The sequence below is a fragment of the Mycobacterium sp. E2479 genome (assembly GCF_001667925.1).
Taxonomy (GTDB): domain Bacteria; phylum Actinomycetota; class Actinomycetes; order Mycobacteriales; family Mycobacteriaceae; genus Mycobacterium.
Genome location: NZ_LZJR01000002.1, coordinates 24,375 through 50,292, shown reverse-complemented (window position 1 = coordinate 50,292; position 25,918 = coordinate 24,375). Strand labels below are relative to the sequence as shown.

The window sequence follows — 25,918 nt, the reverse complement described above, 5'->3', positions numbered from 1 at the left end:
AGTCACGACGGACTTTACGCCCGGCGGCTGACGGCTTCCTGTGTTGGTCCGCCCGCGTCGCGGCGGTGGCGCGGACACCCGCTGCCCGGCGCCGCGCGGGCCATCGAAAGCGCCGACGCAAAGGCCCTGACCGGACATGGGCGGACCAGCTGTTAGTCTCGTACACGGTTTGACGCGCTGTAGAAGAAGTCGGCCGTACGTCCTGGCCTGCGGGTGTTGGGCGCGTGATGCAGGAAACCCCGGCTGCGCAGGAGGAAGAGTTGCTTTCCGCTTTCATCTCATCGTTGCGGACAGTCGACCTGAGACGGAAGATCCTCTTCACGCTTGGCATCGTCGTCTTGTATCGGGTCGGCGCCGCGCTACCGTCCCCCGGCGTCAACTATCCGAACGTCCAGCAATGCATCAAAGAGGCCAGCGGGGGCGCGGCCGGGCAGATCTATTCGCTGATCAACCTGTTCTCCGGTGGTGCGCTGCTCAAACTCACGGTGTTCGCGGTGGGGGTGATGCCCTACATCACCGCCAGCATCATCGTGCAGCTGCTCACCGTGGTCATCCCTCGGTTCGAGGAGCTGCGTAAGGAAGGCCAATCCGGCCAGGCCAAGATGACGCAGTACACCCGTTATCTGGCGATCGCGCTGGCGGTCCTGCAGGCCACCAGCATCGTGGCCCTGGCGGCCAACGGGGGGCTGTTGCAGGGCTGCTCGCTGGACATCATCGCCGACCAGAGCATTTTCACGCTGGTCGTCATCGTGCTGGTGATGACCAGCGGTGCGGCGCTGGTGATGTGGATGGGTGAGCTGATCACCGAGCGCGGCATCGGCAACGGCATGTCGCTGCTGATCTTCGTGGGCATCGCGGCGCGCATCCCCGCCGAGGGCAAGACGATCCTGGACAGCCGTGGCGGGATGATCTTCGCCGCCGTCCTGGTCGCCGCGCTGGTCATCATCGTCGGCGTGGTGTTCGTCGAGCAGGGCCAGCGCCGGATCCCGGTTCAGTACGCCAAGCGCATGGTCGGTCGCCGGATGTACGGCGGCACGTCGACGTATCTGCCGCTCAAGGTCAACCAGGCCGGCGTCATTCCGGTGATCTTCGCGTCCTCGCTGATCTACATCCCGCACCTGATCACCCAGCTGATCCGGAGCGGCGCCGGCGGCGTGGGCAACACCTGGTGGGACAAGTTCGTCGGCACCTACCTGTCCGACCCGAGCGATCCGGTGTACATCGCCATTTATTTCGGCCTCATCATCTTCTTCACCTACTTCTACGTCTCGATCACGTTCAATCCCGACGAGCGTGCCGACGAGATGAAGAAGTTCGGCGGGTTCATTCCCGGCATTCGGCCGGGCAAGCCGACCGCGGATTACCTGCGTTTCGTCCTGAGCCGGATCACCCTGCCGGGTTCGATCTACCTCGGCGCAATTTCGGTGCTGCCCAACTTGTTCTTGCAGATCGGCAACAGCGGAGCGGTGCAGAATCTGCCGTTCGGCGGTACCGCGGTCTTGATCATGATCGGCGTGGGATTGGATACGGTCAAGCAGATCGAGAGCCAGCTCATGCAGCGCAACTATGAAGGGTTCCTCAAGTGAGAGTCGTTTTGCTGGGCCCGCCGGGGGCGGGCAAGGGGACGCAGGCCCAGAAGCTCTCGGAAAAGCTGGGGATCCCGCAGATCTCCACCGGAGAGCTGTTCCGCAGCAACATCGAGAACGGCACCAAGCTCGGCTTGGAGGCCAAGCGCTACCTGGACGCCGGTGACCTGGTGCCCTCGGAGCTGACCAACCAGCTCGTCGACGACCGGCTGAACGAATCGGACGCGGCCAACGGTTTCATCCTCGACGGGTATCCACGCTCGATCGAGCAGGCCAAAGCGCTGCACGAGATGCTGGGACGCCGCGGCACCGACATCGACGCGGTGCTGGAATTCCGGGTCTCCGAGGACGAGTTGCTGCAGCGGCTGAAGGGCCGCGGGCGCGCCGACGACACCGACGAGGTCATTCTCAACCGGATGAAGATCTACCGTGCCGAAACGGCTCCGCTGTTGGATTACTACAGCGACCAGCTCAAGACGGTCGACGCCGTCGGCTCCATGGACGAAGTGTTCGCCCGCGCGCTGCGGTCGCTGGGCAAGTAGGGATGAACCCCCGGGCGCGGCTGCGGGGTCGCAAGGTGGTGCCGCAGCGCAGTGCCGGCGAACTCGACGCGATGGCCGCGGCGGGCGCGGTGGTGGCGGCCGCGTTGCAGGCGGTCCACGCGGCCGCTGTCTCCGGGGTGTCGACGCTGAGCCTGGACGAAATCGCCGAATCGGTGATCCGGGACGCCGGCGCGGTGCCGTCGTTTTTGGGCTATCACGGTTACCCCGCGTCGATCTGCGCGTCGGTCAACGAGCGCGTGGTGCACGGGATTCCCTCGGCCGCCGAGGTTTTGGCGCCCGGTGACCTCGTATCGATCGACTGCGGCGCGGTGCTCGACGGCTGGCACGGTGACGCCGCGATCACCTTCGGAGTGGGGAAGCTGGATGCCGCCGACGAAGCGCTGTCGCAGGCGACCAGGGAATCGCTGGAGGCCGGGATCGCGGCCATGGTGCCCGGTAACCGGCTGACCGACGTATCGCACGCCATCGAGATGGGCACGCGCGACGCCGAGGCCCGCCATTCGCGGGCGTTCGGGATCGTCGAGGGCTACGGCGGCCACGGCATCGGCCGCGAGATGCACATGGATCCGTTCCTGCCGAACGAGGGTTCGCCGGGACGCGGCCCCCTGCTGACCGCCGGCTCGGTGCTGGCCATCGAACCGATGCTGACGCTCGGAACCGGTAAGACCGTGGTGCTCGACGACAAGTGGACGGTCACCACGGCCGACGGGTCGCGGGCGGCGCACTGGGAGCACACCGTCGCCGTCACCGACGCCGGGCCACGCATCCTGACCGCGGCTTAGTGGTCGGTCTAACCTTGAACCAGCCGCGATCGCAAGCGCGGCGAAGCCGGGCGCAGCGGGTCGGGGCCATTGAACGGCCATTGAACCGAGCACCCACTCGCCTCGTTTCCCCGGCAGGAGGTGATCGAGTGGCTCGTGTGGCTGGAACTGGGAGAGCGTCCGGAGCTGCCGAAGTCGCTCTGATGAAGGCGCTCTACGACGAACACGCCGCGGTGCTGTGGCGCTACGCGCTGCGGCTGACGGGGGACGCGAGCCAGTCCGAGGACGTGGTGCAGGAAACGTTGCTGCGGGCATGGCAACATCCCGAGGTCATCGGCGACTCCGAGCGCTCGGCGCGGGCCTGGCTGTTCACCGTGGCCCGGAACATGATCATCGACGACCGGCGCAGCGCGCGGTTTCGCAACGTCGTCGCCTCCACAGACGTCTCGGGTGCGCCCGAACAGTCCACGCCGGACGAGGTCAATGCGGCGCTGGACCGGTTGCTCATAGCGGACGCGATGGCCCAGTTGTCCGCCGAGCACCGAGCGGTGATCGAACGGTCCTATTACCGCGGTTGGACCACCGCACAGACTGCTGCAGACCTCGGTATCGCAGAGGGAACGGTGAAGTCGCGACTACACTATGCTGTGCGCGCGTTGCGGCTCACTCTGCAAGAACTTGGGGTTACCCGATGAGGGGCTCCGAATACTCGAGGGGTGAGAAGAAATGGATGAAATGAGGACGCCGGTGCGCGATGTCGGCCCTCCCGAAGACGGTTACGCGATGTGGGATGCCGCATACGTGTTGGGGTCTCTGTCGGCCGCGCAGCGCCGCGAATTCGAGACGCACATGGCGCACTGCCCGGCCTGCCGGTCCGCCGTCGCAGATCTCAGTGGTGTGCCGGCCCTGCTGTCACAGCTCGACCGTGACGAAGTGGCCGCGATCGACCAATCCGGTCCGGCCCCGGAGATGTCTGCCGAATTGCTGCCGTCGCTTTTGTCGACGGTTCGTTGGCGCCGGCGCCGCAGCCGGGTGGTGACCTGGGTGGCGTCGACGGCCGCGGCCGCGGTGCTGGCCATCGCGGTGTTCGTCGGTCTGCACGGGTGGTCGTCGACGCCGCCCCAGCAGGTGACTGCGTCGTCGGAGCCGATGGCGCAGGTGAACACCAGCCTGCTGACGTCGACGGTCGCCGTCAGCAGCCAACACTGGGGGACGTCGATCAACCTGCGCTGCGTGTGCCTGGCTCCGCTGAACGCCCACCATGACACGCTCGCGATGGTCGTGTTGGGGCGTGACGGCAGCCAGACCCGGCTGGCGACATGGGTGGCCGTGCCCGGCCACACGGCGACGCCCGCGGGTGCCATCTCGACTCCGGTCGACCAGATCGCCGCCGTGCAGGTGGTTGCCGCCGACACCGGACAGGTTTTGTTGCAGCGTTCGCTGTAAACACGGGGCGGTGAACCGAACGCCCTCGCGTGTCGTTACACAGGCATGCCAAGGACCCACCTCGCGCCCGGGCTTCGGGACAGCGCCGATGCCGTTGTCATCGGAGCCGGGCCCGCGGGTCTGGCCGTCGCGCGGCAACTTGATCATCGGCACGGTGTCAAAGCGCTCGTGCTCGACCGCGCGGCGGCCCCGGCGATCTCCTGGCGCACACGCTATGACGACTTCCGCCTGAACACGACCGGCTTCTTGTCTCACCTACCGGGACAACGCATCCCGTTGAGTGCCGGCCGGTGGCCCACCAAGGAGGACATGGTCCGCTACTTCGATCGCTACGTCGTGCGGCAACAGATCCGGGTCCTGCTCGGGTGCGAAGTCCACTCGATCGATCGGGATGGCGCAGTGTGGCAGCTCGACACATCGTCGGGCAAGATCACAAGCCGGACAATAGTTCTCGCCACGGGTAACTATGGCGCGCCGACCGCCCCGCGCTGGCCGGGGCTGGAAAGCTTTCAAGGCGAGATCGTTCACTCCGGGGAGTTCGTCAACGCGTGGCCCTACCGGGGCCGAGACGTCCTCGTCGTCGGGGCGGGTAACTCCGCGGCCGACATCGCGGTGCAGCTGGCCAACGACGGTGCCCGTCGGATCTGGCTGGCGGTGCGCACACCGCCGCACCTGGTGCGGCGAGCCGTCGGAGGGTTCCCGTCGGACATCTTCCTCGAGCTGTCCGCGCGAGTGCCCGCCCGCATGGTCGATCCGCTGATCGCCCGAGTGACTGGCCTGATGTGGGGCGACCTGTCCCCCTACGGATTTCAGCGGCCAACGGTCGGTCTCAAAGCGACCGTCGAGACACGGGGCCGCATTCCCACGCTGGCGGACGGACTGGTCAGCGTGGTGCGAGCGCGGCGCGTCGAAGTCGTCGGCGCCGTCACGAGGCTGGAGCCCGACTCCGTCGTCCTCGCCGACGGCACGTCCGTGACGCCCGAGGTGATCATCACCGCGACCGGGTTCGAGACGAACCTGCGCGGTATGGTCGGCCACCTCGGAGTCGTCGACGAGCACGGCAACCCGCGCGGCGGCTTCGCCTGCCACGTCGGCGAGGGAATGTTCGCAATCGGATACGGGATTCCGCCGAACGGTCCGCTGCGGGCGATCCGGCTGGCCGCCACGCCCCTGGCCGCGAAGGTGGCGGGCTATCTCAGGCAGTCGCAGAACAGCGAACAACTGGCGGCGGTTTAAGGAACGCGAATGGCTCTGCTCACCACCGAACACACCTTCTTCCGCGGCGAAGCGGGCTACGAAGCGGCCCGCCTCGATACCGTATGGAACGGTCTTGTGCCAGAACGGTTTCCGGATGTCATCGTGCAGGCGCACGATGTGGATGGCGTGGTTTCGGCGCTGCGTTATGCGCGGGTGAACGGGCATCGCGTCGGGGTACGGTCGGGCGGGCACAGCTGGTCCGCCAACCACCTTCGCGACGGCGGCCTGCTGCTGGACGTCAGCCGCCTCGATCACTGCAGCGTCGATCCGGAACGTATGACCGCGCAGGTGGGCCCGGGAAAAATCGCCAGCATCTTCGCGGCCGAGCTCGACAAGCAAAATTTGTTCTTTCCCGCTGGCCATTGCGAGGGCATCTGCCTGGGTGGTTACCTGCTGCAAGGTGGCTACGGCTGGAACAGCCGTGCTCTGGGACCGGCATGCGAGAGTGTGCTCGGCTTGGAGGTCATCACCGCGGACGGCGAGCGCATCTACTGCGATCCCGAGAACCATCCCGACTTGTACTGGGCTGCACGCGGTTCGGGGCCCGGCTTCTTCGGCGTGGTGACCTCGTTCAAGCTACGTGTTTATCCGCGTCCGGCGGTTTGGGGCACCTGCCTGTACATGTATCCGATTGACCTTGCCGACGAGGTCTTCACGTGGGCGCGCTCGATCAGCGGTGAGCTCGACGACCGGGTCGAACTGCAGATGCATACCGCCCGCAGCTTCCCGGGAGCCGGCCTCAATCAGCCGGGCATCACGATTGCCTCGCCCGTGTTCGCCGATACGGAGGACGAAGCGGCCAAAGCCCTTGCCCCGCTGGGCAGTTGCCCGGTTGTCGATAAGGCGATCGTCAGCCTCCCTTATGCCCCGACGACCCTGTCGAATTGGTACACGGCCGTAATGACCAGTTACCCGAAGGGCCACCGCTACATCGCGGACAGCATGTTCACCTCGGCTTGCGCCGAAGAACTGCTGCCGGGCATCCGCCGGATCATCGAAACCATGCCGCCGCACCCGTCACACTTCATCTTCACGGGCTGGAAGACCTCGCCCGCCCGCGCCGACATGGTGTACGGCCTCGAAGACGACATCTACATGGCGCTCTACACCATTTGGCAGGATCCGGCGGACGACGAGCGATACCGCGACTGGGCCGCGTCCAACCTGGCCGCGATGTCGCACCTGGCGACCGGCATCTCGCTGGCCGACGAGAACCTGTGCCGGCGTCCGGCGCGATTCATCACCGAATCGAACATGGCCCGGCTGAACCGGGTGCGCGCGGCGTACGACCCGGAAGGCCGCTTCCACAGCTATTTGACACGTAGCTAAAAGCGCTGGCAATCCGGAGAGATTCCGGTTCCGAGTGAACTTAAGTTACCCGCCGGTCGTGTCACAGGCATCGTCATAAGTTAGGTGAGCAGATGTCGAGGCAATACCGGGTGGTCGACCACATCGTCGAGCACCTCGCGAGCACCGACGCCGATTACATATTCGGCGTAGACGGCGCCAACATCGAAGATCTCTACGATGCCGCACATTTTTGCGCAGACATCACCGCCGTGTTGGCCAAGCATGAATTCTCCGCGGCGACCATGGCCGACGGGTACAGCCGCAGCGGCGCCGGCCTGGGGGTGGTGGCGGCGACTTCTGGCGGCGGAGCGCTCAATCTGGTTCCCGGCCTCGGGGAATCGTTGGCCAGTCGCGTCCCCGTGTTGGCTTTGGTGGGCCAGCCGGCGACAACAATGGACGGGCGGGGCAGCTTCCAGGACACCAGCGGCCGCAATGGTTCGCTGGATGCCGAGGCGTTGTTCTCGACGGTATCGGTCTGGTGCCGGCGCGTGCTCACAGCCTCGGACATAGTTACCGCACTGCCGGAGGCCATCGCGGCGGCGCGTGGCGGCGGTCCGGCTGTTTTGTTGTTGCCCAAGGACATTCAGCAGAAGCCGGTCACGGTCGTCGGTTGCAACGGTCATGCTTGCGGCGTTGCAGCGCCGGCACCCCGCATCGGTGACCTTCATCCGGTGCTGCGGGCGTTACGCACCGCCGACGGGCCGGTCACGATCATCGCCGGCGAGCAGGTGGCGCGCGACGATGCCCGAGCGGAGCTGGAGACGTTGCGGGCGCTGCTGCGCGCGCGGGTGGCATGTGTGCCCGACGCCAAAGATGTTGCCGGCACGCCGGGTTCGGGTTCGTCGTCGGCGCTGGGCGTGACCGGTGTCATGGGTCACCCCGGCGTGGCCGAGGCGGTCGGAAACAGCACGGTGTGCTTGGTGGTGGGCACCCGCCTGTCGGTGACAGCCCGGGCAGGCCTCGATGACGCGCTGACGGCGGCGCGGACGGTCTCGATCGGTTCGGCGGCGCCCTACCTCCCATGCACTCACGTGTACACGGACGACCTGCGGACCTCGTTGCGCATGGTGACCATGGAACTGTCCGGGCGGGGGCGGCCCAGGGGCGTGCGTGTCCCCGATTTCGTGACCGACACCGAACTGCGCCCACCACCGTGCGGCGGTCCGGGTGTCCGTTACCGCGATGCGCTGACGGTGCTGGACCGGGCGCTGCCCGACGGTGTGGACATCGTCGTCGACGCGGGCAACACCGGCGCGGCGGCCATTCACCATCTGCCGGTCCGGCGTGGCGGGCGGTTCGCCGTCGCGCTGGGCATGGGAGGCATGGGTTACAGCTTCGGTGCCGCCATCGGGATGGCTTTCGGCCGTGCGGTGGGCGGCCGGCTCAGCCGGCGCATTGTCGTAATCGCAGGCGACGGCGCCTTCTTCATGCACGGCATGGAAGTCCACACGGCGGTGCAGTACCGGCTGCCGGTGACGTTCGTCCTGTTCAACAACAACGCCCACGCCATGTGCGTGACCCGCGAGCAGTTGTTGTACGACGACCTGTACAGCTACAACCGGTTCGGTCCCAGCCGGCTGGGCGCCGGGCTGGCGGCGATGTTCCCGGGACTGTCGGCGGTAGACGTGGCCGACGTCGACGCGCTGGCTGCCGCCGTCGAAGGGGCCATGACCGCCGATGGCCCGTCGGTGATCAGTGTTGAGTGCTCTGCCGACGAAATACCGCCCTTTGCAGCGTTTTTGACCCCACCAGCGACCAAATTCATTGGCCGACCGACACCTCACGAAGGGGAAAGATCAGATGTCCCTGCCAGCGCTTGACGACATTCGCGTTCACACCGGAACCACCGAGCCGATCGAGGGGCTGGTCCGGATCGAAACCTCGCCGCTCGAGAAGACCGCCCCGATGTTCATGGCCCAGATGCGGTCTATGTACCCGCACGATGAGGTCTACGGGCAATACTGCACCGTCAGCGACTACGTCGACTGCCCACCCGACGAGCTGTTCGAGTACCTAGCCGATACGCGCAGCCTCGAGGAGTGGACGTACACGCTGCGCGACTTCACCCCCACCGACGAGCCAGGCCTGTGGCTGGCTTACGACCGGTTGCTCCCGGATACCAAGATCTTCACCCGAACGGTGGCTAACGCCGAGGCGGGCACCGTCGACTACCACTGCGCCTGGGACCAGGGCGAGCACCTCTGGATGATCTACCTGATGCGCGTCGTCGATGCCCAGATGGTGCTGAACAAGCCCGGTTCCGTTGTGCTGTGGACCAATTGCCACCACCCCTTCTACGACCACAACCCGTATGCCGACGTCGCGCCGCCGGATCGGACGGGCTGGGTGGGCGATTTCTGGGACATCTTCGGCGCCGGGCACGGGGTGGAACTGAACAACCTGAAAACGATCGCCGAGTACCGCCATCGCAACGGCCTGCCGATCACGCCGGTCTGGATGAGGTGAATGGGGCGATGAAGCAACCCACCACGAGCCTGACCGATATCTCCACCTACCTACCCGGAGAACCCATCGGTGCGGACTATTACGCGCAGTACGCCGGCTCCGATGAGCTGGCCGACAACCTGATGTTCCGGGCCCCTAAATTCCGCCATCACGTCGGGGCCGATGAAACCGCGGTCGACATGGTTGAACGGGCGGCCGCCGGCCTGATCGAACGGCACGGCCGCGACGTCATCTCCAACGTGGACGTGCTGATCACCCACGCTCAGATGCCCGACATGCCGTTCTACGGCGGAGGCGGCAGCATCGCGCACCGCCTGGGTATGCGGCCCAGCTGGGTATTGGATCTGCACAACGGCGGTTGTGCGGCGTTCGTCCTGGGGCTCAAGGTGGCCCGTCGGCTCCTGACGTCCGGCGAAGGCCGCACCGCACTCATCGCCGTCGCGCAGAACGCCGCCGGGCAGATCTTCGACCAACCCGGCGTGCGGGCGAAGGCGCAGTCGTCGGTTCCCGGTGACGGCGCCGCCGTGGGCCTCGTCACGCTGTCGAACGATTCACCGATTCTCGATGTCGAGTGCCGCACCTACAGCGAATACGCCGGCGACATGACCATCGCCGTCGACCCGCCCCGTAAATGGTGGCAACCCGGACCGGGTGAGGGTTGCATCGGTTTCACCGAAAGCAAGATCACCAAGGTGTTGGCCCGCGGCAACAGGCAGGTGCCCGAAGTCGCGCTCGCGGTCTGCGACCGTATCGGGTTGCCCGCCAAAGAAATCGATCTGCTGGTGACCAATCAGCCCAACCGGGTGTTCCTGCGTAACTGGCGCGAGGCGCTCGAGGTGCCGCCCGAACGTCATCGCGACACCTTCGACGAGTGCGGCAACCTGTTCGGCGCCGGCATCCCCGTCAACCTCGACCGGGCGATATCCGACGGGCAGCTCAAACCCGGCGACGTGGTGATGATGGCGGCTTTCGCGCACGCCGGCGACTTCGCGGGCGCGGCCGCGGTGCGGTGGGGCGGGCGAGACTGATGTCGGCCGTGCTCGAAGCGGACCCCCGTGAGGTGGGCGGCGCGCTGCCGGACGCGATCGATCCGCTGGCGCTGTCCCTCAACGAGAACCCGTTCCCGCCGCTGCCGGCCGTGCGTTCGGCGTTGATCCGCTCGATCGACGCCGCCAACCGTTATCCCGAATTCCGGCCCGAACGGATGCGAACACTCGTCGCCGGTCACGTCGGGGTCGGCGACGGGCAGGTCGTGCTCGGAGCCGGGGCGAGCGGGGTGGCGATGCAGGTTCTGCATGCGGTGACCCGACCCGGGGACCGGATTGTGTTGAGCGAGCCGACATTCGACGGGTATCCGATCTTCGCCCATATGGCGCACCTGACGCCGGTCACCGTGCCGCTCGACGAGTGTGGCCACCATGACCTGCAGGCCATGGCCGAGGCGGCGCAGGGCGCCGGTGTCGTCGTATTGTGCCGGCCGCACAATCCGACCGGCACGGTGGAGCCCGTCGCGGAGGTGGAACGATTCCTGCGCCGCGTGCCGGACGACACTGTCGTACTGCTCGATGAGGCCTATATCGAATTCGTTGCCCGCCAGCACCGCGTCGGCGGTCCGGATCTGGTGCGGCGCTTCCCGAATGTCGTGGTGCTGCGGACGTTCTCGAAGGCCTACGGTCTGGCCGGGCTTCGTATCGGCTACGGGTTCGCCTCGCCGGAGCTGGCCACCGTCCTGTGGAAGATGCAGTTGCCGTTCGGGATGGGAATCACCAGCCTGGTCGCGGTGGCTGCTTCCTATGCGGCCGACGACCAGCTGCGGCGACGCATTCTGCGAATCGCCGGTGAGCGCCAGTATTTGGCCCGGCGGCTCGCCGCGATGGGGGTGCGCACCACCGACGGACACGCCAACTTCGTCTATTTGCCGCCTGTCGGGCGGCACTGGCAACAGGTGTTCGGTGCAGCCGGGCTGAAGGTCCGGCACTACCCCGATGGAGGCGCGCGGATCACCGTCGGCAGCCGCGCATCCACCCGAGCGGTGCTGGCCGCGGTGGCAAAGTCACCCGCCTGAGGAAAATCACGGTCAAAGTGCGGTAAGAAAGGGCGTGGCCCCTTCCGCATCCGACAAACCCGACCCGATCGCGCAGGCGAGGGCGAACTGGACACGCGCGGGCTGGGGAGACGTGGCGCCGGGCATGGTCGCGGTGACGTCCGTGATGCGGGCCCACCAGATCCTGCTCGCCCGCGTCGAGAACGCGCTGCGCCCCTACGACTTGAGCTTTTCCCGCTTCGAATTGTTGCGGCTTTTGGCCTTCAGCCGCAGCGGGGCGCTGCCCATCACCAAGGCGTCCGACCGGCTGCAGGTTCACGTCACCAGCGTCACGCACGCGATCCGTCGGCTGGAGGCCAATGGGCTGGTGCGGCGGGTGCCCCACCCCACCGACGGGCGCACCACGCTCGTGCAGATCACCGATCTCGGCCGCTCGACCGTCGAGGACGCCACCATCACGCTCAATGAGAAGGTTTTCGCCGACATCGGGATCGATTCCGATGAGTCCGAAGCGCTCGCGTCGTCCATTGAGACGCTGCGGCGCAACGCCGGCGACTTTTGAACCTCTCGTCGACGTCCTACGTGGTAGCGGTAGGAGGTCTGCGATGAACCCTTGCTCCACGCGGAACTAATGCCGATGCCGCTTCACATTCTCGTCATCGGTGCCGGTGTCGGGGGCATCTCCGTCGCTCGGGGGCTCATGCGCGACGGGCACGATGTCACCGTCTTCGAGCGACGCCCGGATTCGCAGCCTGGTGGCGGCGCGGTAACCATTTGGCCCAACGGCGCAAGGGTTTTGGACCAGCTCGGTGTCGATATGGACGGCGCCGGGCAGCTGCTGTCCACGGTGCGCGTCAAGACACCCACCGGTCGGCGGATCACAACGGTGGACTTGTCGACGATCACCGCCCGGTTGGGCGCACCGGTCCGGATGGTCCCGCGTCGACTCCTGCTTGCCCGCCTGCTGGAAGGGTTTCCCGCACAGCGTATTCGGTTCAACCGCCGCGCCGTCGGCTTCGTCGACACCCCCGATGGGGTGCGGGTCGAATTCGACGACGGCACTTCAGCGCACGGGGATCTGCTGATCGGCGCGGACGGCCTGCACTCCCTGGTCCGTGATCACGTCGGCGGGCCGGCCGCTCGGCCCACGGGCTGGTGCAGCTGGCAGGGGCTTGTGACTCTTCCGGGCCCGGTCGATAGGAGCGCCGCGCTCATGATGATCGGCGAGCATGGAAACCTCGGCCTGTGGCCGGCGGGTGGGTCGGATTTGCAGTGGTGGTTCGACTTGCCGTGGGCATCCGATTTCGTCAGACCGCCTCGTTCGCTCGACATGCTGCGCTCCCACTTCACCGGATGGTCCGAACTCGTCGACCGCGTGCTGGTGACATTGAGCGACGAGGATCTCGCCCCCTCGCCATTCCCGCATTTCCGGCATCCGATTCCGCGCACCGGCCGCGGCGCTGTCACGCTGCTCGGTGATGCGGCACACACGATGCCGCCCACCCTTGCGCAGGGGACCAACCAGGCGCTGCTCGACACCATGGTGTTGTGCAAGGCGCTATCGGATCTCGACCAAACTCCTCAGGGCGGCGGACGTCATCTGGTGGGCGCGCTGCGCTGGTACGAAAAGACCCGGCGGCGCCAGGTCAAGGCCGTGTCCTGGGTGACCACGCAGCAGGTGTCGCGCAGCGAGTCCACGCTGAGGCCGGCGGCAATGATCTCGGACCGGTTCATGACCTGGGCGCTGACGACGTTCCTGCAGAAGGTGAGTCACAGTCGGATGTCCGCGGCGATCAGCCGAGACCTCGCGGCCGCCGCGCCCGCGCGCGAGCGATCGGAGGCGAGGTGATGTCGGTGAGCGCCAAGTTGCCGCCTGCGTGGTTGGCCCGCGTTGTCGAATGGATCCGCCATCTTCTGTATCGGCTACATCAACGGCTGGTACCCCCGCCGGCGGCGATGATGGAAATGATCACCGCCACCTGGACTTCGCAGGCGATCACGGTGGCGGCCCAGTTGGGCGTCGCCGATGCGCTGGCCGACGGCCCGCTGCCGATCGAGAAACTGGCGGACCGGGTGGGCGCGGACGCCGACGCGCTGCGAAGGTTGCTTCGGGCCCTGATCGGGCGGGGGATCTTCCGTCGCCGCGATGGCCGCTATGAGCTGAATCCCCTTGCGGCGACGCTGTGTTCGGACGCACCGGTGTCGATATCAGCCGCTGCGCGGTTCTATGGGTCGGCCGAGCAGCGCGAACGCTGGACCCTGCTCGTCGATTCGGTCCGCACCGGTCTCTCGGTCGTCCCGGCGCTGCACGGCAAGGAGAGCTTCGATTACTTCGCCGACGAGCCCGAGCTCGCCGAGCTCTTCAACCAGACGATGACGAGCATTTCCGAGCTGACCACCGCGTCCGTGGTCGCCGGTTACGACTTCAGCGCCTACCCCACAATCGTCGACGTCGGCGGCGGCCACGGCCCGCTGCTGGCCGCTATTCTCGCGGCGGCGCCCCATTCCCGCGGCGTGCTGTACGACCTGCCGTCGGTCGTCGGGAGCGCGCGCCCATTGTTCGAAAAGCACCGTGTGGCCGACCGGGTGCGCATTGTCGAGGGGTCGTTCTTCGACACCGTTCCGGATGGTGGTGACGCCTACATCCTCAAGAACATCGTTCACGACTGGCGCGACGATACGGCGGTCCGGATCCTGCGCAACGTTCGCGCGGCGGCCGGCCCGCAAGCCATGGTGGTGCTGGTCGAAATGGTCATCCCGGAGCACGACCGCGACTTCCCGGGAAACTGGGTGGACCTGGAGATGCTGTTGAACCTGGGGGCTCGGGAGCGCACAGCCGTCGAGTACCGCTATCTGCTGAGCGAGGCGGGGTTCGAGATGACCAGGATCGTGCGAACCGCTTCACCGCTCAGCTTGGTGGAGGCCAGGGCCGCATAAGTTCAGCTGCCGCGCAGCATCTCGATGACCGCGCTGAAGTCTTTATCGGCGTGGCCGGCAGCGAATTTCGCGTAGATCTCGGCGGCGTGGGTGCCCAGCGGCGCCGCCGATCCGGTGGACGACACCGCATCCATCGCCAGGCCCAGGTCCTTGTTCATCAGCGCGGTGGCGAAGCCCGGTTTGAAGTCGTTGTTCGCCGGTGATGTCGGGACCGGGCCGGGCACAGGGCAATTGGTGTGCACAGCCCAGCAGTTGCCGGTCGCCCCGGTGATGACGTCGAACAGGGACTGGGCGGACAACCCGAGCTTTTCGGCAAGGATGAACGCTTCGCCGATCGCGATCTGCTGCACCGCCAGCACCATGTTGTTGCACACCTTGGCAGCCTGCCCGGCTCCGGCGGCTCCGCAGTGAATGATCTTGCCCGCCATGGGTTCCAGCACCGGCCGGGCCCGCTGCAGGGCGTCCTCGTCGCCGCCGACCATGAAGGCCAGCGTCCCGGCCGCGGCGCCCTTCACCCCGCCCGATACGGGTGCGTCGAGCTGCACGACGCCGTTCGATTCGGCCAGCGCATGCACTTCGCGGGCATCGTTGACCGAGATCGTGGAGCTGTCGATGAACAGCGCGCCGGGCCGCGCCGCCGGCAAAATCTCCGCGTAGCAGCGTTTGACCAGCTCGCCATTGGGCAGCATGGTGATGACCACGTCCGAGCCGGCCACCGCGTCGGTGGCGCTGCCGAAGCCGGTGACGCCGGCCTCGGCCGCCGCGGACAGCGCCGCAGGCACGGGATCGAATCCGCGCACCGCGTGCTTGGCCCCGACAAGGTTCGCCGCCATCGGCCCGCCCATATGGCCCAGGCCCAGGAAGGCCACCGTCAGGTGCTCGGTCATCTCCAAGACCCTTCTATGCGGTTGCGCGGACCCGTGCGGCTTCGGCCCGGCCGATGACCACCCGCATGATTTCGTTGGTGCCTTCCAGGATTCGGTGCACTCGCAGGTCGCGGACGATCTTTTCCAGACCATACTCGCGCAGGTAGCCGTAGCCACCGTGCAACTGCAGGGCCTTGTCGGCGACCTCGAAGCAGGTGTCTGTGACGTAGCGCTTGGCCATCGCGCAGAGCTCGACCTTGTCGGGATCGTCGCTGTCCAACGCGCTGGCCGCCCGCCACAACATCATTCGCGACGTCTGTAGGCCGGTGGCCATGTCGGCCAGGGTGAACCGGATGGTCGGCTCGTCGAGCAGCGACGACCCGAACGCCCGCCGATCGCGAACGTAGGCCCCGGCCTTGTCGGAGGCGGCCTGGGCGCCGCCGAGCGAGCACGCGGCGATGTTGAGCCGACCGCCGTTGAGGCCGTTCATCGCGATGCCGAATCCGGCGCCCTCGCCGTCGGCGCCGCCGAGCATCGCGTCCGCCGGCACCCGGACCCCATCTAGGATCACCTGCGCGGTGGGCTGGGCATGCCAGCCCATCTTCTCCTCGAGCGAGCCGAAACTCAGCCCGGCGGTTCCCTTTTCGATCACGAACGCCGATATGCCGCGCGGGCCCTCACTACCGGTCCTGGCCATCACCACGTAGACGTCCGAGGCCCCCGCGCCGGAGATGAACTGCTTGACGCCGTCGAGCACATAATCGCCGCCCTGTTTGACCGCGCGGGTGCTCAGCGCGCTGGCGTCGGATCCGGCGCCGGGCTCGGTGAGGCAGTAGCTCGCGATGACATCCATGGACGCCAGCCGCGGCACCCAGTCCTTGCGCTGTTCGGCGGTGCCGAAGGTGTCGATCATCCACGCGCACATGTTGTGGATGGACAGGAACGCGGCGGTGACCGGGTCGGCGATCGCCAGCTGCTCGAAGATGCGGACTCCGTCGAGCCGGCGCAGCCCGCTGCCGCCGACGTCCTCGCGGCAGTAGATCGCCGCCATGCCGAGTTCGGCCGATTCGCGCAGCTCGTCAACCGGGAAATGTTTGGCCGCATCCCATTCCAGGGCGTGCGGAGCGAGTCGCTTGGCGGCGAACGCGGCGGCCGTCTCGGTGATGACTCGCTCGTCGTCATTCAGGGTGAACATAATGTCCTAATCCATTGTGGGAATGACGAATTCGGCACCGTCCTTGATGCCGGACGGCCACCGCGACGTCACCGTCTTGGTCTTGGTGTAGAAGATGATCGACGACGGGCCGTGCTGGTTGAGGTCACCGAAACCGGAACGCTTCCAGCCGCCGAAGGTGTGGTAAGCCACCGGCACCGGGATGGGCACGTTGACGCCGACCATGCCGACCTGAACGCGGGAGACGAAGTCGCGGGCCGCGTCGCCGTCGCGCGTGAAAACCGCCACGCCGTTGCCGTATTCGTGCTGAGAAGGAAGCGCCAGCGCTTCTTCGTAGTTCTGCGCCCTTACGATGCACAGGACCGGGCCGAAGATCTCGTCGGTGTATATCGACATGTCGGGGGTGACGTGATCGAACAGGGTGGGGCCGATGAAGAAGCCGGCTTCGAGGTTGGCATCGCCGAAAGTCAGGTCGTCGCTGGCCCGTTCGCGGCCGTCGATGACCAGTTCGGCTCCCGCGTCGACACCCTGGGCGATGTAGTCGCGCACCCGAGCCACAGCGGCCTCGGTCACCAGCGGGCCGTAGTCGGCCTTGGGGTCCAGGCTGTGGCCGACGCGCAGGTTGTTGATCCGCTCGATGAGCCGGGCGCGCAGCCGGTCGGCGGTCTTGTCGCCGACGGGGACCGCGACGCTGATCGCCATGCAGCGTTCGCCGGCGCTGCCGTAGCCCGCGCCGATGAGAGCGTCGACGGCCTGGTCCAGGTCCGCGTCGGGCATCACGATCATGTGGTTCTTGGCGCCGCCGAAGCACTGCGAGCGCTTGCCGGTGGCCGCGGCCCCGGCGTAGATGTACTGGGCGATGTCGGAGCTGCCGACGAACCCGACCGCCTGGATGTCGGGGTGGTTCAGGATGGCGTCCACAGCCTCCTTGTCGCCGTGCACGACCTGGAACACACCGGGCGGCAGGCCCGCCTCCAAGAACAGTTCGGCCAGCCGCACCGGGACCGACGGGTCACGCTCGCTGGGCTTGAGCACGAACGCGTTGCCACAGGCCAGCGCCGGGCCGGCCTTCCACAGCGGGATCATCGCCGGGAAGTTGAACGGCGTGATGCCGGCGACCACGCCGAGTGGCTGGCGCAGCGAGTAGACGTCGATGCCCGGGCCGGCGCCTTCGCTGTACTCGCCCTTGAGCAGGTGGGGGATGCCGATGCAGAACTCGATGACCTCGATGCCGCGCTGGATGTCGCCCTTCGCGTCGGCCAGCGTCTTGCCGTGCTCGCGCGACAGCAGCTCGGCCAGCTCGTCGTTGTGCTGGTTGACCAGCTCGATGAAGCGCATCATCACCCGCGCGCGCCGTTGCGGATTGGTTGCGGCCCAACCTTTTTGGGCCTCGACGGCCGACGCCACCGCGGCGTCGATGTCGGCCTGGCCGGCCATCGGCACCGTCGCCTGGACCTGGCCGGTGCTGGGGTCGAAGACGTCAGCGCTGCGGCCGGACCGGCCTGCGGTGCGTTGCCCATCGATGAAGTGCGGAATCTGTGTGGTCATGGGGCCCTCGGGTGTGGTTGACGCGCTTAAGCGGATACTTGCATATCCTAGTAACTCGGATCGGACGTCGCAAGGCGGGTGCCGGGCTAGCCTGACAGCTGTATGGGCACCATCGAGGCCGATTACCTGGTAGTTGGCGCGGGCGCCATGGGCATGGCGTTCATCGACACGCTGGTCTCCGAGACGGAGGCCCGCGTGGTCGTGGTGGACCGCCACCACGCGCCCGGTGGGCACTGGACCATGGCCTACCCGTTCGTGCGGCTGCATCAGCCCTCGGCGTTCTACGGCGTCAACTCGACGCGGCTGGGCTGCGACACGATCGACCAAATGGGTTGGAACCGCGGCCTTTACGAGTTGGCGTCCGCCGGCGAAATCTGCGCGTATTACGAGCGCATCATCCGCCGGGAGTGGTTGCCGACCGGCCGGGTGCGCTACTTCCCGATGAGTGAATACCGCGGTGACGGCCGGTTTCGCACGTTGGCCGGCGCCGACCACGCCGTCGGTGTGACGCGCCGCATCGTCGACGCGACCTACATGCGGGTCACCGTGCCGGCCATGCGCCGCCCGCCGTATGCGGTTGCCGACGGCATCGGATGCGTGCCGCCCAACGACCTGCCCCGGCTCGCCGCGCGTGGGCGCTATGTCGTCGTGGGGGCCGGCAAGACCGGCATCGACACCTGCCTGTGGTTGCTGGGTCACGGTGTCGGGCCGGATCGGCTGACCTGGATCATGCCCCGCGATTCCTGGCTGCTGGACCGCGAGACGATGCAGCCCGGCGCGCTGTTCGCCGACAAGGTCAAGGCCGGCTTCACCGCACAACTGCGCGCGATCAACGACGCGAGCTCGGTGCAGGATCTGTTCGCGCAGCTCGAGACCGCCGGCGTGCTGTTGCGGATCGACCCGGCCGTCCGGCCCGCCATGTACCGCTGCGCCACCGTCACCCGGCTCGAACTCGAGCAGCTGCGCCGCATCACCGACGTGGTGCGCATGGGCCACCTGCTTGCCATCGAGTCGGACAGGATGATCCTTGATGGCGGCACCGTCGCGGTCAGCGGCGACGAGCTGTACATCGATTGCACCGCGGACGGAGCCGAAAAGCGGCCCGCCACACCCATTTTCGGTCCTGGGAAAATCACCCTGCAAAGCGTGCGCGGATGCCAACAGATCTTCAGCGCCGCCCTGATCGCCCATGTCGAAGCCGCATACCGCGACGACGCCGTGAAAAACGAGCTGTGCGTGCCGCTGCCGCATCCGGACACCGACCTCGACTGGTTGCGGCTTGCCCGGGCCGACTACGACAACCAGCTGCGCTGGTTCGACGATCCGGACTTGATGTCGTGGTTGGCCGCGGCCCGTCTGGACCTGTTCGGGCATCTGATCGGTCACCTGCTGCCGTCGGCCGCTGCGAAGCCCCGAGTGCGGGACCGGATTCTCGGCATCGCCAAGTCGGCGTTCTCCGCCACCGCCACCAAGCTTGACCAGCTGATGGCCGCCGAAGCCGCCCTCGCGGCGCCCTGACCCCTGTAACCCGAGCCGATATTCATCGGGTGAAGGAGGCATGTGGCGCCAAGAAACGAACCCGTCGGCCCGCGACCCCTGCGCGCGGTGCCCGATGGTGGCTACCCGGACTGGGAAGCCGTGTACTCCGACAACGTGACCTGGGTGTACCGCACGCTGTTCGCGCGCGTCGGCAACCAAACCGACGCAGAAGATCTCACCGCCGAGGTGTTCCTCGCCGCGCTGCGGCCGCTGCGGCTGACCGCGAGCGTCGCCGAGGTGCGTGCGTACCTGAGGGCGACCGCCAGGACGGTGCTCGCCGCGCACTGGCGCGAGACGCTGGGGCGAGAGATAACCTCGATCGAGGACATCGAACAACCAGCCGACAGCCAGGACGCGGTCAGCACCGCACCCCAGCGTGTCGCCCGGGTGCTGGACAGCCTGCCGGACCGCTATCGCCAGATCCTGGAATCCCGCTTCCTGCGGGGTAATTCGATCAAGGAGTCAGCCGCGGAACTCGGAATCAGCGTGGGCAATGCCAAGGTGCTCCAGCACCGCGCCCTGCGGCTGGCGGCGCAGGTCAACGATGGGGGCCAGCCATGAATGCGCGAGGGCTGCGACGTTATGTCGACGACCTGTTGCGGGGGCGCCGGCCCAGACCGTTCGCGCCCGACGACTTCGAGGCCGCGCAGGTCCGCACGGCGATCGAGCTGCGCGCGGCCCGCGAGGGTGGTGACGCGCCGAGCCCGGAATTCGTTGCCGATCTGCACCGGCGTGTCGCCGAGCAGATGTCGGGCGCGACCACGGAAACCGCGCCGCGCCGCGGCGGCACGCGCCGTCAGGTCATCGTCGCGACGTCGGCCGCCGCGACCGCGGCGGTCGCCGCGGTGTCCGTCGACCGCGCCCTGATCGCGGGCCAACGCGGCGACGGTCGGACTCCGGAGAACGCCGCCGGGCAACTCACGCCCAACGAGGGCAGCTGGCAGCGCGTCGCGGCCGGCTCGGACGTGCCCGACGGCGCCATGCGCGCCTTCGATCTCGGCTCGGTGACCGGATTCGTCCGCCGCGTCGCCGGCAAAGTCCAGGCGATCTCCGGGGTGTGCACCCACCAGGGCTGCAAGCTGTGGTTCGACGCACCCGACGACACCCTGCGCTGCCCCTGCCACACCACGTCGTTCTCGCCGACCGGGCAGGTGCTCACCCACCAGTTGCCCATAGCGCCGAAGCCGCTGCCCGAATTGATGGTTCGTGAGGTCAACGGGGCCATCGAGGTCTTCGCCCCGCCGCGTCCGACGCACCCGGCCTGAGCGGTGTAACCCACCGCGCTATCTCCTGGCATGGATATCCCCATGCTACGAAGACTTTCGGCGACTGCGGCGGCCGTGGGTGTGGTGCTGCTGTCCGGTTGCTCTCAGCCACGACCGGTGGCGACCACCGCCGCGCCCAGCACCTCGATCACCGCGACCTCGATCACCGCGCCGGCCCCGGTGCGCGGCGACCAGGTCAGCATCGACGGCTTCGCGTTCGCGCCGGTGACGTTGACCGTGCCCGTCGGGACCACCGTCACGTGGACCAACCGCGACGAAGAACCCCACACGGTGGCAGCGAGTGACGGCTCCTTTCGCTCACCCGGCATGGGAACGGGTGCCACCTTCGCCCATACCTTCTCCGCCGCAGGGAGTTTCGACTACGTCTGTTCTATCCACCCGATGATGCGCGGCACCGTGGTGGTGACGGGATGAGCGTCGGCGAGAAGGGCATGACTCGCCGCCAGCTCATCCGGCACACGGCATGGTTCGGTGCGGCGGTCGGGTTCGCAGTGGCCGGCGGCGAGGTCATCTCGCATGTCGCGGGCCGGGCAGGGGCGCAACACGCGGCTGCCCGGCCCACGCTGCGGTTCGCTCAAATCAGCGACAGCCACCTCGGTTTCACCGGGGCGCCCAACCCCGACGTCACTGGAACCTTCGGCCGCGCGATCGATCTGGTCAACGACCTCGGTTACACACCGGATTTCGTCATCCACACCGGGGACCTCACCCACCTGTCCAGCCCGGAGCAGTTCGACCAGGCGAAGCAGATGATGAGTGGACTCAAGACGCCACACGTGTTCACCGTGCCAGGAGAGCACGACTCGATCGATGACGCGGGGCGCAAGTATCGAAACACCTTCGGCGCCGGCTCCGTTGGCGACGGGTGGTACAGCCTCGACATCGCCGGCGTGCACCTGATCGCATTGGTCAATACGCTGAATCTGCGCAAACTCGGCCATCTTGGCGCCGATCAGTTGGAGTTCGTCAAAAAGGATGTCGCGCGCCTCTCCAGCGATACCCCCATCATCGTGTTCACCCACATCCCGCTGTTCGCGATGTACCCGCAATGGGGCTGGGGCACCGACGACGCCACCCAGGCGCTGAGCTACCTGCGCCGCTTCTCCTCGGTCACCTGCCTGAACGGCCATGTTCACCAACTGTTCTCCAAGACCGAGGACAACGTCACGTTCTACAGCGGCACCACCACCGCCTACCCGCTGCCGCGGCCCGGCGATGGGCCCGCGCCCAAGCCGGTCACGCTTCCGGCCGGCAAGCTGCGCGACGCGCTGGGCGTCCGCGAGGTCAGCTACGCCAAGGGACAGACCGCTCTGGCCCTGAAGGAGACCGCGCTGCAATGACATTGACGACCATCCTGGTCCGCCTCGGCCTCGCCGTCTCGTTGACCATCAGCGCCGCGGCCCACGCCCACCTCTATCTGCATGGCTACCGGCACATTCCGACGATCGGCACCGCATTCATGGCTCAGGCCAGCCTGTCGTTCGCCATCGCGCTGCTGATCCTGATCGGCGGTCCCGGCTGGCTGCGCTGGGCCGGTGCCATGCTGGCGGCCGGTTCACTCGTCGCATTCATGCTGTCGCGCACCCTCGGCCTGTCCGGCTTCTCCGAACGGGGTTGGGAACCAGCGCCGTACGCCGCCGCCAGCGTGATGGCGGAGGTGCTCACGGTGGCCTTATGGGCGTGCCCTCTGGCGGCTAGGCGAAATCGGCCCGCTTCTGCCTGAGTCTCATCTCCTCCACAAACGCCCGGGTCTCGTCCCAGGTGGGCAGCAGGCCGGAGGCACGCACCTCCGCGAAGCTGGGCGCCGCGGCATCTCGGTCGGATAGGTTGGGTGCCCGCCCGTCCACCGACGGCCAGTCGATGGCCAGCAAGGGATCGGTCGGGCAGATCGTGTGTTCGCGCTGCGGGCTGTATTCCGCCGAGCACAGATACATCACCGTGGAATTGTCCTGCAGCGCAAGGAAGCCGTGCCCCAGTCCTTCGGAGACGTAGATCGTCCGGTGATCGGAGTCGTCGAGCAGAACCGAATCCCACTGGCCGAATGTCGGTGAGCCCACCCGGATATCGACGACGACATCGAACACCGAACCGCGAACGCAGGTTACGTACTTGGCCTGGCTCGGCGGCAACTGCGCGAAGTGCAATCCGCGCAACGCGCCGGCCGAGGACACCGAGCAATTGGCCTGTCGGACGTCCAACCCATGGCCGGCGAAGGAGCGGAAGCCCTTGTCGCTGAGCCATTCGAAGAAAATGCCGCGCGAATCGCCGTGGACGGTGGGAGCGATCTCCCAGGCGCCGGGAATCTTCAGTTCGCGAACGTGCACGCTACTGCCCGCGCTCTTCGTAGCGGGCTTCCGAGGCGTCTTTCAACGGGCGCCACCACGATTCGTTCGCGCGATACCAGTCGATGGTGGCACGCAGGCCGTCTTCGAAATCGGTGTGCTTTGGCGCCCAACACAATTCGTCGTACAGCGACGAGGGGTCGATTGCGTAACGCAGATCGTGGCCCACGCGGTCGGTGACGTGGTCGAAGTCGTCGGGCTCGCGGCCCATCATCTGCAGCAGCGTGCGCAGCACGCTCAGGTTGTCGCGCTCTCCTTCGGAGCTGATCAGATAGGTGCGCCCGATCTCGCCCTTGTCCAGGATGCGCCGGACCGCACTGTTGTGGTCGTCGACGTGGATCCAGTCGCGAACGTTGGCGCCGGTGCCGTACAGCTTGGGCCGGCGGCCGGTGAGCACGTTGGTGATCTGGCGCGGGATGAACTTCTCGACATGCTGATACGGCCCGTAATTGTTCGAGCAGTTCGAGATCGTCGCGCGCACCCCATACGAGCGCACCCAGGCGCGCACCAGCATGTCGGCGGCGGCTTTGGTCGCCGAATACGGGCTCGACGGGTTATAGGGCGTCGCCTCGGTGAACCGCCGCGGGTCGTCGAGCTCCAGGTCGCCGTACACCTCGTCGGTCGAGATGTGGTGTAGCCGCACGCCGTAACGGCGCACCGCCTCGAGGATGGTGAAGGTGCCGACGACGTTGGTGTGCAGGAACGGCTCGGGACTGTCCAGCGCGTTGTCGACGTGGCTCTCGGCAGCGAAATGCACCACCGCGTCGGATTCCGCGACCAGCCGCGACACCAGCTCGGTGTCGGTGATGTCACCCACCACCAGCTCTATGGCGTCCTCGACGTCGGCCAGTGACTCGCGCCGGCCCGCATAGGTCATGGCGTCGAGCACCGTCACGGAATCCTCGGGGTGTTCCCGGACCGTGCTGTGCACGAAGTTGGCGCCGATGAATCCAGCGCCGCCGGTGACCAATAACCGCATGCCCAAACCCTAACCGAGCGGATCGGTCAGTTTGCGGCAGTTAGCCCCAGGGGTGCCGCCAATTCGGTTAGCGCAGGTAGCAGCGTTGCTTGGTCACCATCGCCACCCAGCACCTGGATCGCCACGTGGTCGGCGCCGGCCTCCAGATGTTCGGCCAACCGATTCGCGATGTCCTGCGCGGTGCCATAGGCGACCACCGCGTCGATCAATTTGTCGCTGCCGGGCTTGCGCACGTCGGCTTCGGTGAACCCCAGCCGCAACCAGTTGTTCACGTAGTTGCTCAGGCCCAGATAGAACTCGACCGTCCGACGACCGACCGCGCGGGCCTTCTCGGCGTCGGTGGTCAGCACCACCTTGTGTTCGGGCGCCAAATACACTGCCCCGCCGACCAACTCACGCGTCTTGGCGGTGTGCTCCGGCGTGGTCAGATACGGGTGCGCACCGGCGCTGCGCCGCGCCGCGAGGCCCAGCATCCGCGGCCCGAGCGCCGCGACCACTCGCCGGCTGGTCGGCACCACAGCCGAGTCGAGTTCGTCGAGGTAGCAGACCAGCGCGTCGTAGGGCTTCACGTATTCCTGCGTGCGCTCCGGGTGGCCGACGCCGATCCCCAGCAAAAACCTTCCCGGATGGCCGGATTCGATCCTGTGAAACGATTCGGCGACGACCCTGGCCGGCGCCGACCAGATGTTGATGATTCCGGTGGCCAGCTGCAACGACGCCGTCTGCGCCAGGGCCGGCTCGGCCCAGGACAGGTCGGCGTCCGGTGATCCACCAATCCAGGCGGCGCCGTAGCCCAGCGATTCGATGCTCGCGGCCAGTTCGGGAGAAATCGATCGATTTGGCAGCCACACCCCGAACCGGCCGAGCTCGGGTTTGAGTGAAACGTCGGTCATCTAGCTCCCCCTACGGGACGTCAGGACGGCGTCAAACCCAGCGGCCCCGCCAGTTCGGCCAGCGCGGAGACCAGGTTTTCATCCTTCGTCAGGACCTGCACGGGAACGTGATCGGCGCCGGCGTCCAGGTGTTCAGAGAGCCGCGCCGCGATTTGGTCCACGGTGCCATACGCCACCACCGCGTCCACCAGGCGGTCGCTGCCCGGCCGGGTGACTTCGTCCTCGGTGAAACCGAGCCGCTTCCAATTGTTCCGGTAGTTGGCGAGATTGAAGTACACGTCGAGCGCCTTGCGGCCGACGGCCCGGGCCTTCTCGGGGTCGGTGGTCAGGATCGCCTTGTGCTCGGGAGCCAGGAAGGCCGACGGCCCGATGAGTTCGCGGGCACGCGCGGTGTGTTCCGGGGTGGTCAGGTAGGGGTGCGCCCCGGCCGAGCGTTCTGCGGACAGCTTGAGGACGCGCGGGCCCAGCGCCGCCACTACCCTGCGGTTGGCGGGTACGCCATAGTCATCGAGCTGGTTCAGGTAGTCGGTCAGCGCGTCGTACGGCTTGCGGTATTCGGTGTGAGCCTCGGGATGGCCGACGCCGATGCCCAGCAGGAACCGGCCGGGGTACGCCTTGTCGATGCGGTGAAACGATTCGGCCACCGGCTTGGCCGCCGCGGTCCAGATGTTGACGATGCCGGTGCCCACCTGCAACGTCGTGGTCGCCTCCAGGAGGGGCTCGACCCAGGCCAGCTCGGCGGGCGGTGAACCACCGACCCAGACGGCGCCGTAGCCCAGCGCTTCGATGTCCCTGGCCTGCTCGGGTGTGACGCCGCGTCCGAACGATCCGAACCGGCCGAGATTGGGTTTGCTCGCTGCATCGGTCATGGTGTTCTTAAC

At 67.0% G+C, this 25,918-nt stretch carries 27 protein-coding genes; 20 read left to right on the top strand and 7 right to left on the bottom strand.

What is annotated here, in order from left to right; genetic code table 11:
• The first annotated feature begins 260 nt into the window (after positions 1-260).
• From secY to A5686_RS00255, 14 genes are all read left to right on the top strand, one after another.
• Positions 261-1,586: a preprotein translocase subunit SecY gene (secY, locus tag A5686_RS00320; protein WP_067929807.1), complete on the top strand. Its 1,326-nt coding sequence runs from the start codon at positions 261-263 to the stop codon at positions 1,584-1,586.
• Positions 1,583-2,128: an adenylate kinase gene (locus tag A5686_RS00315; RefSeq protein ID WP_067929779.1), complete on the top strand. Its 546-nt coding sequence runs from the start codon at positions 1,583-1,585 to the stop codon at positions 2,126-2,128. The genes secY and A5686_RS00315 overlap by 4 nt, the downstream gene beginning before the upstream one ends.
• Positions 2,129-2,130: 2 nt before the next feature.
• Positions 2,131-2,931, top strand: a complete 801-nt coding sequence (gene map, locus A5686_RS00310; protein WP_067929778.1) for a type I methionyl aminopeptidase — start codon at positions 2,131-2,133, stop codon at positions 2,929-2,931.
• A gap of 128 nt (positions 2,932-3,059) precedes the next feature.
• Positions 3,060-3,605 carry a sigma-70 family RNA polymerase sigma factor gene (locus A5686_RS00305; RefSeq protein ID WP_082947394.1) on the top strand — a complete coding sequence of 182 codons (546 nt, stop codon included), beginning with the start codon at positions 3,060-3,062 and terminating at the stop codon, positions 3,603-3,605.
• A 31-nt stretch (positions 3,606-3,636) separates the two neighbouring features.
• On the top strand, positions 3,637-4,356 hold the full coding sequence (locus tag A5686_RS00300) for an anti-sigma factor (protein ID WP_067929776.1): 720 nt from the start codon (positions 3,637-3,639) through the stop codon (positions 4,354-4,356).
• Positions 4,357-4,401: 45 nt separating this feature from the next.
• Entirely contained in the window at positions 4,402-5,592 is a 1,191-nt protein-coding gene (locus A5686_RS00295) for an NAD(P)/FAD-dependent oxidoreductase (RefSeq protein WP_067929775.1), read from the top strand.
• 9 nt (positions 5,593-5,601) lie between these two features.
• Positions 5,602-6,942, top strand: coding sequence for an FAD-binding oxidoreductase (locus A5686_RS00290; protein ID WP_067929774.1), 1,341 nt, complete (start codon positions 5,602-5,604; stop codon positions 6,940-6,942).
• A gap of 92 nt (positions 6,943-7,034) precedes the next feature.
• The gene (locus A5686_RS00285) at positions 7,035-8,783 is read left to right on the top strand and encodes a thiamine pyrophosphate-binding protein (RefSeq protein ID WP_067929773.1); all 1,749 of its coding nucleotides are present in this window, start codon (positions 7,035-7,037) and stop codon (positions 8,781-8,783) included.
• Complete coding sequence (locus tag A5686_RS00280) at positions 8,764-9,429, top strand: hypothetical protein (protein ID WP_067929772.1); 666 nt, start codon at positions 8,764-8,766, stop codon at positions 9,427-9,429. The genes A5686_RS00285 and A5686_RS00280 overlap by 20 nt, the downstream gene beginning before the upstream one ends.
• 8 nt (positions 9,430-9,437) lie before the next feature.
• Positions 9,438-10,457 carry a 3-oxoacyl-ACP synthase III family protein gene (locus A5686_RS00275; protein WP_067929806.1) on the top strand — a complete coding sequence of 340 codons (1,020 nt, stop codon included), beginning with the start codon at positions 9,438-9,440 and terminating at the stop codon, positions 10,455-10,457.
• Positions 10,457-11,494 carry a histidinol-phosphate transaminase gene (locus tag A5686_RS00270; RefSeq protein ID WP_067929771.1) on the top strand — a complete coding sequence of 346 codons (1,038 nt, stop codon included), beginning with the start codon at positions 10,457-10,459 and terminating at the stop codon, positions 11,492-11,494. Before A5686_RS00275 ends, A5686_RS00270 begins: the two co-directional genes overlap by 1 nt.
• Before the next feature lie 34 nt (positions 11,495-11,528).
• The gene (locus tag A5686_RS00265; protein ID WP_067929770.1) at positions 11,529-12,035 is read left to right on the top strand and encodes a MarR family winged helix-turn-helix transcriptional regulator; all 507 of its coding nucleotides are present in this window, start codon (positions 11,529-11,531) and stop codon (positions 12,033-12,035) included.
• 75 nt (positions 12,036-12,110) lie between these two features.
• Positions 12,111-13,322: an NAD(P)/FAD-dependent oxidoreductase gene (locus A5686_RS00260; protein ID WP_231986234.1), complete on the top strand. Its 1,212-nt coding sequence runs from the start codon at positions 12,111-12,113 to the stop codon at positions 13,320-13,322.
• Entirely contained in the window at positions 13,322-14,410 is a 1,089-nt protein-coding gene (locus A5686_RS00255) for a methyltransferase (RefSeq protein ID WP_067929768.1), read from the top strand. Before A5686_RS00260 ends, A5686_RS00255 begins: the two co-directional genes overlap by 1 nt.
• A 2-nt stretch (positions 14,411-14,412) precedes the next feature.
• On the opposite strand, the gene mmsB is transcribed toward A5686_RS00255, so the two are convergent.
• From mmsB to A5686_RS00240, 3 genes are read right to left on the bottom strand one after another with little or no spacing between them, the layout of a single operon-like run.
• Entirely contained in the window at positions 14,413-15,297 is an 885-nt protein-coding gene (gene mmsB / locus A5686_RS00250; RefSeq protein ID WP_067929767.1) for a 3-hydroxyisobutyrate dehydrogenase, read from the bottom strand.
• A gap of 13 nt (positions 15,298-15,310) precedes the next feature.
• The gene (locus A5686_RS00245; RefSeq protein WP_067929766.1) at positions 15,311-16,471 is read right to left on the bottom strand and encodes an acyl-CoA dehydrogenase family protein; all 1,161 of its coding nucleotides are present in this window, start codon (positions 16,469-16,471) and stop codon (positions 15,311-15,313) included.
• A gap of 6 nt (positions 16,472-16,477) precedes the next feature.
• Positions 16,478-17,998, bottom strand: coding sequence for a CoA-acylating methylmalonate-semialdehyde dehydrogenase (locus A5686_RS00240; RefSeq protein ID WP_067929765.1), 1,521 nt, complete (start codon positions 17,996-17,998; stop codon positions 16,478-16,480).
• Between the two features lie 102 nt (positions 17,999-18,100).
• Here A5686_RS00240 and A5686_RS00235 point away from each other — a divergent pair, with 102 nt between their 5' ends.
• From A5686_RS00235 to A5686_RS00210, 6 genes are read left to right on the top strand one after another with little or no spacing between them, the layout of a single operon-like run.
• On the top strand, positions 18,101-19,516 hold the full coding sequence (locus tag A5686_RS00235; protein ID WP_067929764.1) for an NAD(P)-binding protein: 1,416 nt from the start codon (positions 18,101-18,103) through the stop codon (positions 19,514-19,516).
• 42 nt (positions 19,517-19,558) lie between these two features.
• Positions 19,559-20,098 carry an RNA polymerase sigma factor gene (locus tag A5686_RS00230; protein WP_067929763.1) on the top strand — a complete coding sequence of 180 codons (540 nt, stop codon included), beginning with the start codon at positions 19,559-19,561 and terminating at the stop codon, positions 20,096-20,098.
• Entirely contained in the window at positions 20,095-20,802 is a 708-nt protein-coding gene (locus A5686_RS00225) for a Rieske (2Fe-2S) protein (RefSeq protein ID WP_067929762.1), read from the top strand. Before A5686_RS00230 ends, A5686_RS00225 begins: the two co-directional genes overlap by 4 nt.
• Positions 20,803-20,844: 42 nt before the next feature.
• On the top strand, positions 20,845-21,237 hold the full coding sequence (locus A5686_RS00220; protein WP_067929805.1) for a cupredoxin family copper-binding protein: 393 nt from the start codon (positions 20,845-20,847) through the stop codon (positions 21,235-21,237).
• Positions 21,234-22,163, top strand: coding sequence for a metallophosphoesterase (locus A5686_RS00215; protein ID WP_067929761.1), 930 nt, complete (start codon positions 21,234-21,236; stop codon positions 22,161-22,163). The genes A5686_RS00220 and A5686_RS00215 overlap by 4 nt, the downstream gene beginning before the upstream one ends.
• On the top strand, positions 22,160-22,546 hold the full coding sequence (locus A5686_RS00210) for a hypothetical protein (protein ID WP_067929760.1): 387 nt from the start codon (positions 22,160-22,162) through the stop codon (positions 22,544-22,546). Before A5686_RS00215 ends, A5686_RS00210 begins: the two co-directional genes overlap by 4 nt.
• Here the strand turns inward: A5686_RS00210 and rfbC are convergent.
• Genes rfbC through A5686_RS00190 form a run of 4 tightly spaced genes read right to left on the bottom strand, consistent with a single transcriptional unit; the run spans position 22,518 to position 25,906 of the window.
• Positions 22,518-23,147: a dTDP-4-dehydrorhamnose 3,5-epimerase gene (gene rfbC, locus A5686_RS00205; protein WP_067929759.1), complete on the bottom strand. Its 630-nt coding sequence runs from the start codon at positions 23,145-23,147 to the stop codon at positions 22,518-22,520. The genes A5686_RS00210 and rfbC overlap by 29 nt on opposite strands.
• A 1-nt stretch (position 23,148) precedes the next feature.
• Positions 23,149-24,144: a dTDP-glucose 4,6-dehydratase gene (gene rfbB / locus A5686_RS00200; protein WP_067929758.1), complete on the bottom strand. Its 996-nt coding sequence runs from the start codon at positions 24,142-24,144 to the stop codon at positions 23,149-23,151.
• A gap of 26 nt (positions 24,145-24,170) precedes the next feature.
• A complete protein-coding gene (locus A5686_RS00195) occupies positions 24,171-25,037 on the bottom strand; it encodes an LLM class F420-dependent oxidoreductase (RefSeq protein WP_067929757.1) in 867 nt (288 codons plus the stop codon).
• A 20-nt stretch (positions 25,038-25,057) separates the two neighbouring features.
• Positions 25,058-25,906 (bottom strand): LLM class F420-dependent oxidoreductase, encoded by an 849-nt coding sequence (locus A5686_RS00190; protein WP_067929756.1) that lies wholly within the window; start codon positions 25,904-25,906, stop codon positions 25,058-25,060.
• Between the last annotated feature and the right edge of the window lie 12 nt (positions 25,907-25,918).

Coding starts and splice junctions, on each gene's coding strand:
- map (WP_067929778.1), top strand. CDS start 2,131: ATGAACCCCCGGGCGCGGCTGCGGGGTCGCAAGGTGGTGCCGCAGCGC.
- A5686_RS00300 (WP_067929776.1), top strand. CDS start 3,637: ATGGATGAAATGAGGACGCCGGTGCGCGATGTCGGCCCTCCCGAAGAC.
- A5686_RS00295 (WP_067929775.1), top strand. CDS start 4,402: ATGCCAAGGACCCACCTCGCGCCCGGGCTTCGGGACAGCGCCGATGCC.
- A5686_RS00290 (WP_067929774.1), top strand. CDS start 5,602: ATGGCTCTGCTCACCACCGAACACACCTTCTTCCGCGGCGAAGCGGGC.
- A5686_RS00285 (WP_067929773.1), top strand. CDS start 7,035: ATGTCGAGGCAATACCGGGTGGTCGACCACATCGTCGAGCACCTCGCG.
- A5686_RS00280 (WP_067929772.1), top strand. CDS start 8,764: ATGTCCCTGCCAGCGCTTGACGACATTCGCGTTCACACCGGAACCACC.
- A5686_RS00275 (WP_067929806.1), top strand. CDS start 9,438: ATGAAGCAACCCACCACGAGCCTGACCGATATCTCCACCTACCTACCC.
- A5686_RS00270 (WP_067929771.1), top strand. CDS start 10,457: ATGTCGGCCGTGCTCGAAGCGGACCCCCGTGAGGTGGGCGGCGCGCTG.
- A5686_RS00260 (WP_231986234.1), top strand. CDS start 12,111: ATGCCGCTTCACATTCTCGTCATCGGTGCCGGTGTCGGGGGCATCTCC.
- A5686_RS00255 (WP_067929768.1), top strand. CDS start 13,322: ATGTCGGTGAGCGCCAAGTTGCCGCCTGCGTGGTTGGCCCGCGTTGTC.
- mmsB (WP_067929767.1), bottom strand. CDS start 15,297: ATGACCGAGCACCTGACGGTGGCCTTCCTGGGCCTGGGCCATATGGGC.
- A5686_RS00245 (WP_067929766.1), bottom strand. CDS start 16,471: ATGTTCACCCTGAATGACGACGAGCGAGTCATCACCGAGACGGCCGCC.
- A5686_RS00240 (WP_067929765.1), bottom strand. CDS start 17,998: ATGACCACACAGATTCCGCACTTCATCGATGGGCAACGCACCGCAGGC.
- A5686_RS00235 (WP_067929764.1), top strand. CDS start 18,101: ATGGGCACCATCGAGGCCGATTACCTGGTAGTTGGCGCGGGCGCCATG.
- A5686_RS00225 (WP_067929762.1), top strand. CDS start 20,095: ATGAATGCGCGAGGGCTGCGACGTTATGTCGACGACCTGTTGCGGGGG.
- A5686_RS00220 (WP_067929805.1), top strand. CDS start 20,845: ATGCTACGAAGACTTTCGGCGACTGCGGCGGCCGTGGGTGTGGTGCTG.
- A5686_RS00215 (WP_067929761.1), top strand. CDS start 21,234: ATGAGCGTCGGCGAGAAGGGCATGACTCGCCGCCAGCTCATCCGGCAC.
- A5686_RS00210 (WP_067929760.1), top strand. CDS start 22,160: ATGACATTGACGACCATCCTGGTCCGCCTCGGCCTCGCCGTCTCGTTG.
- rfbB (WP_067929758.1), bottom strand. CDS start 24,144: ATGCGGTTATTGGTCACCGGCGGCGCTGGATTCATCGGCGCCAACTTC.
- A5686_RS00195 (WP_067929757.1), bottom strand. CDS start 25,037: ATGACCGACGTTTCACTCAAACCCGAGCTCGGCCGGTTCGGGGTGTGG.
- A5686_RS00190 (WP_067929756.1), bottom strand. CDS start 25,906: ATGACCGATGCAGCGAGCAAACCCAATCTCGGCCGGTTCGGATCGTTC.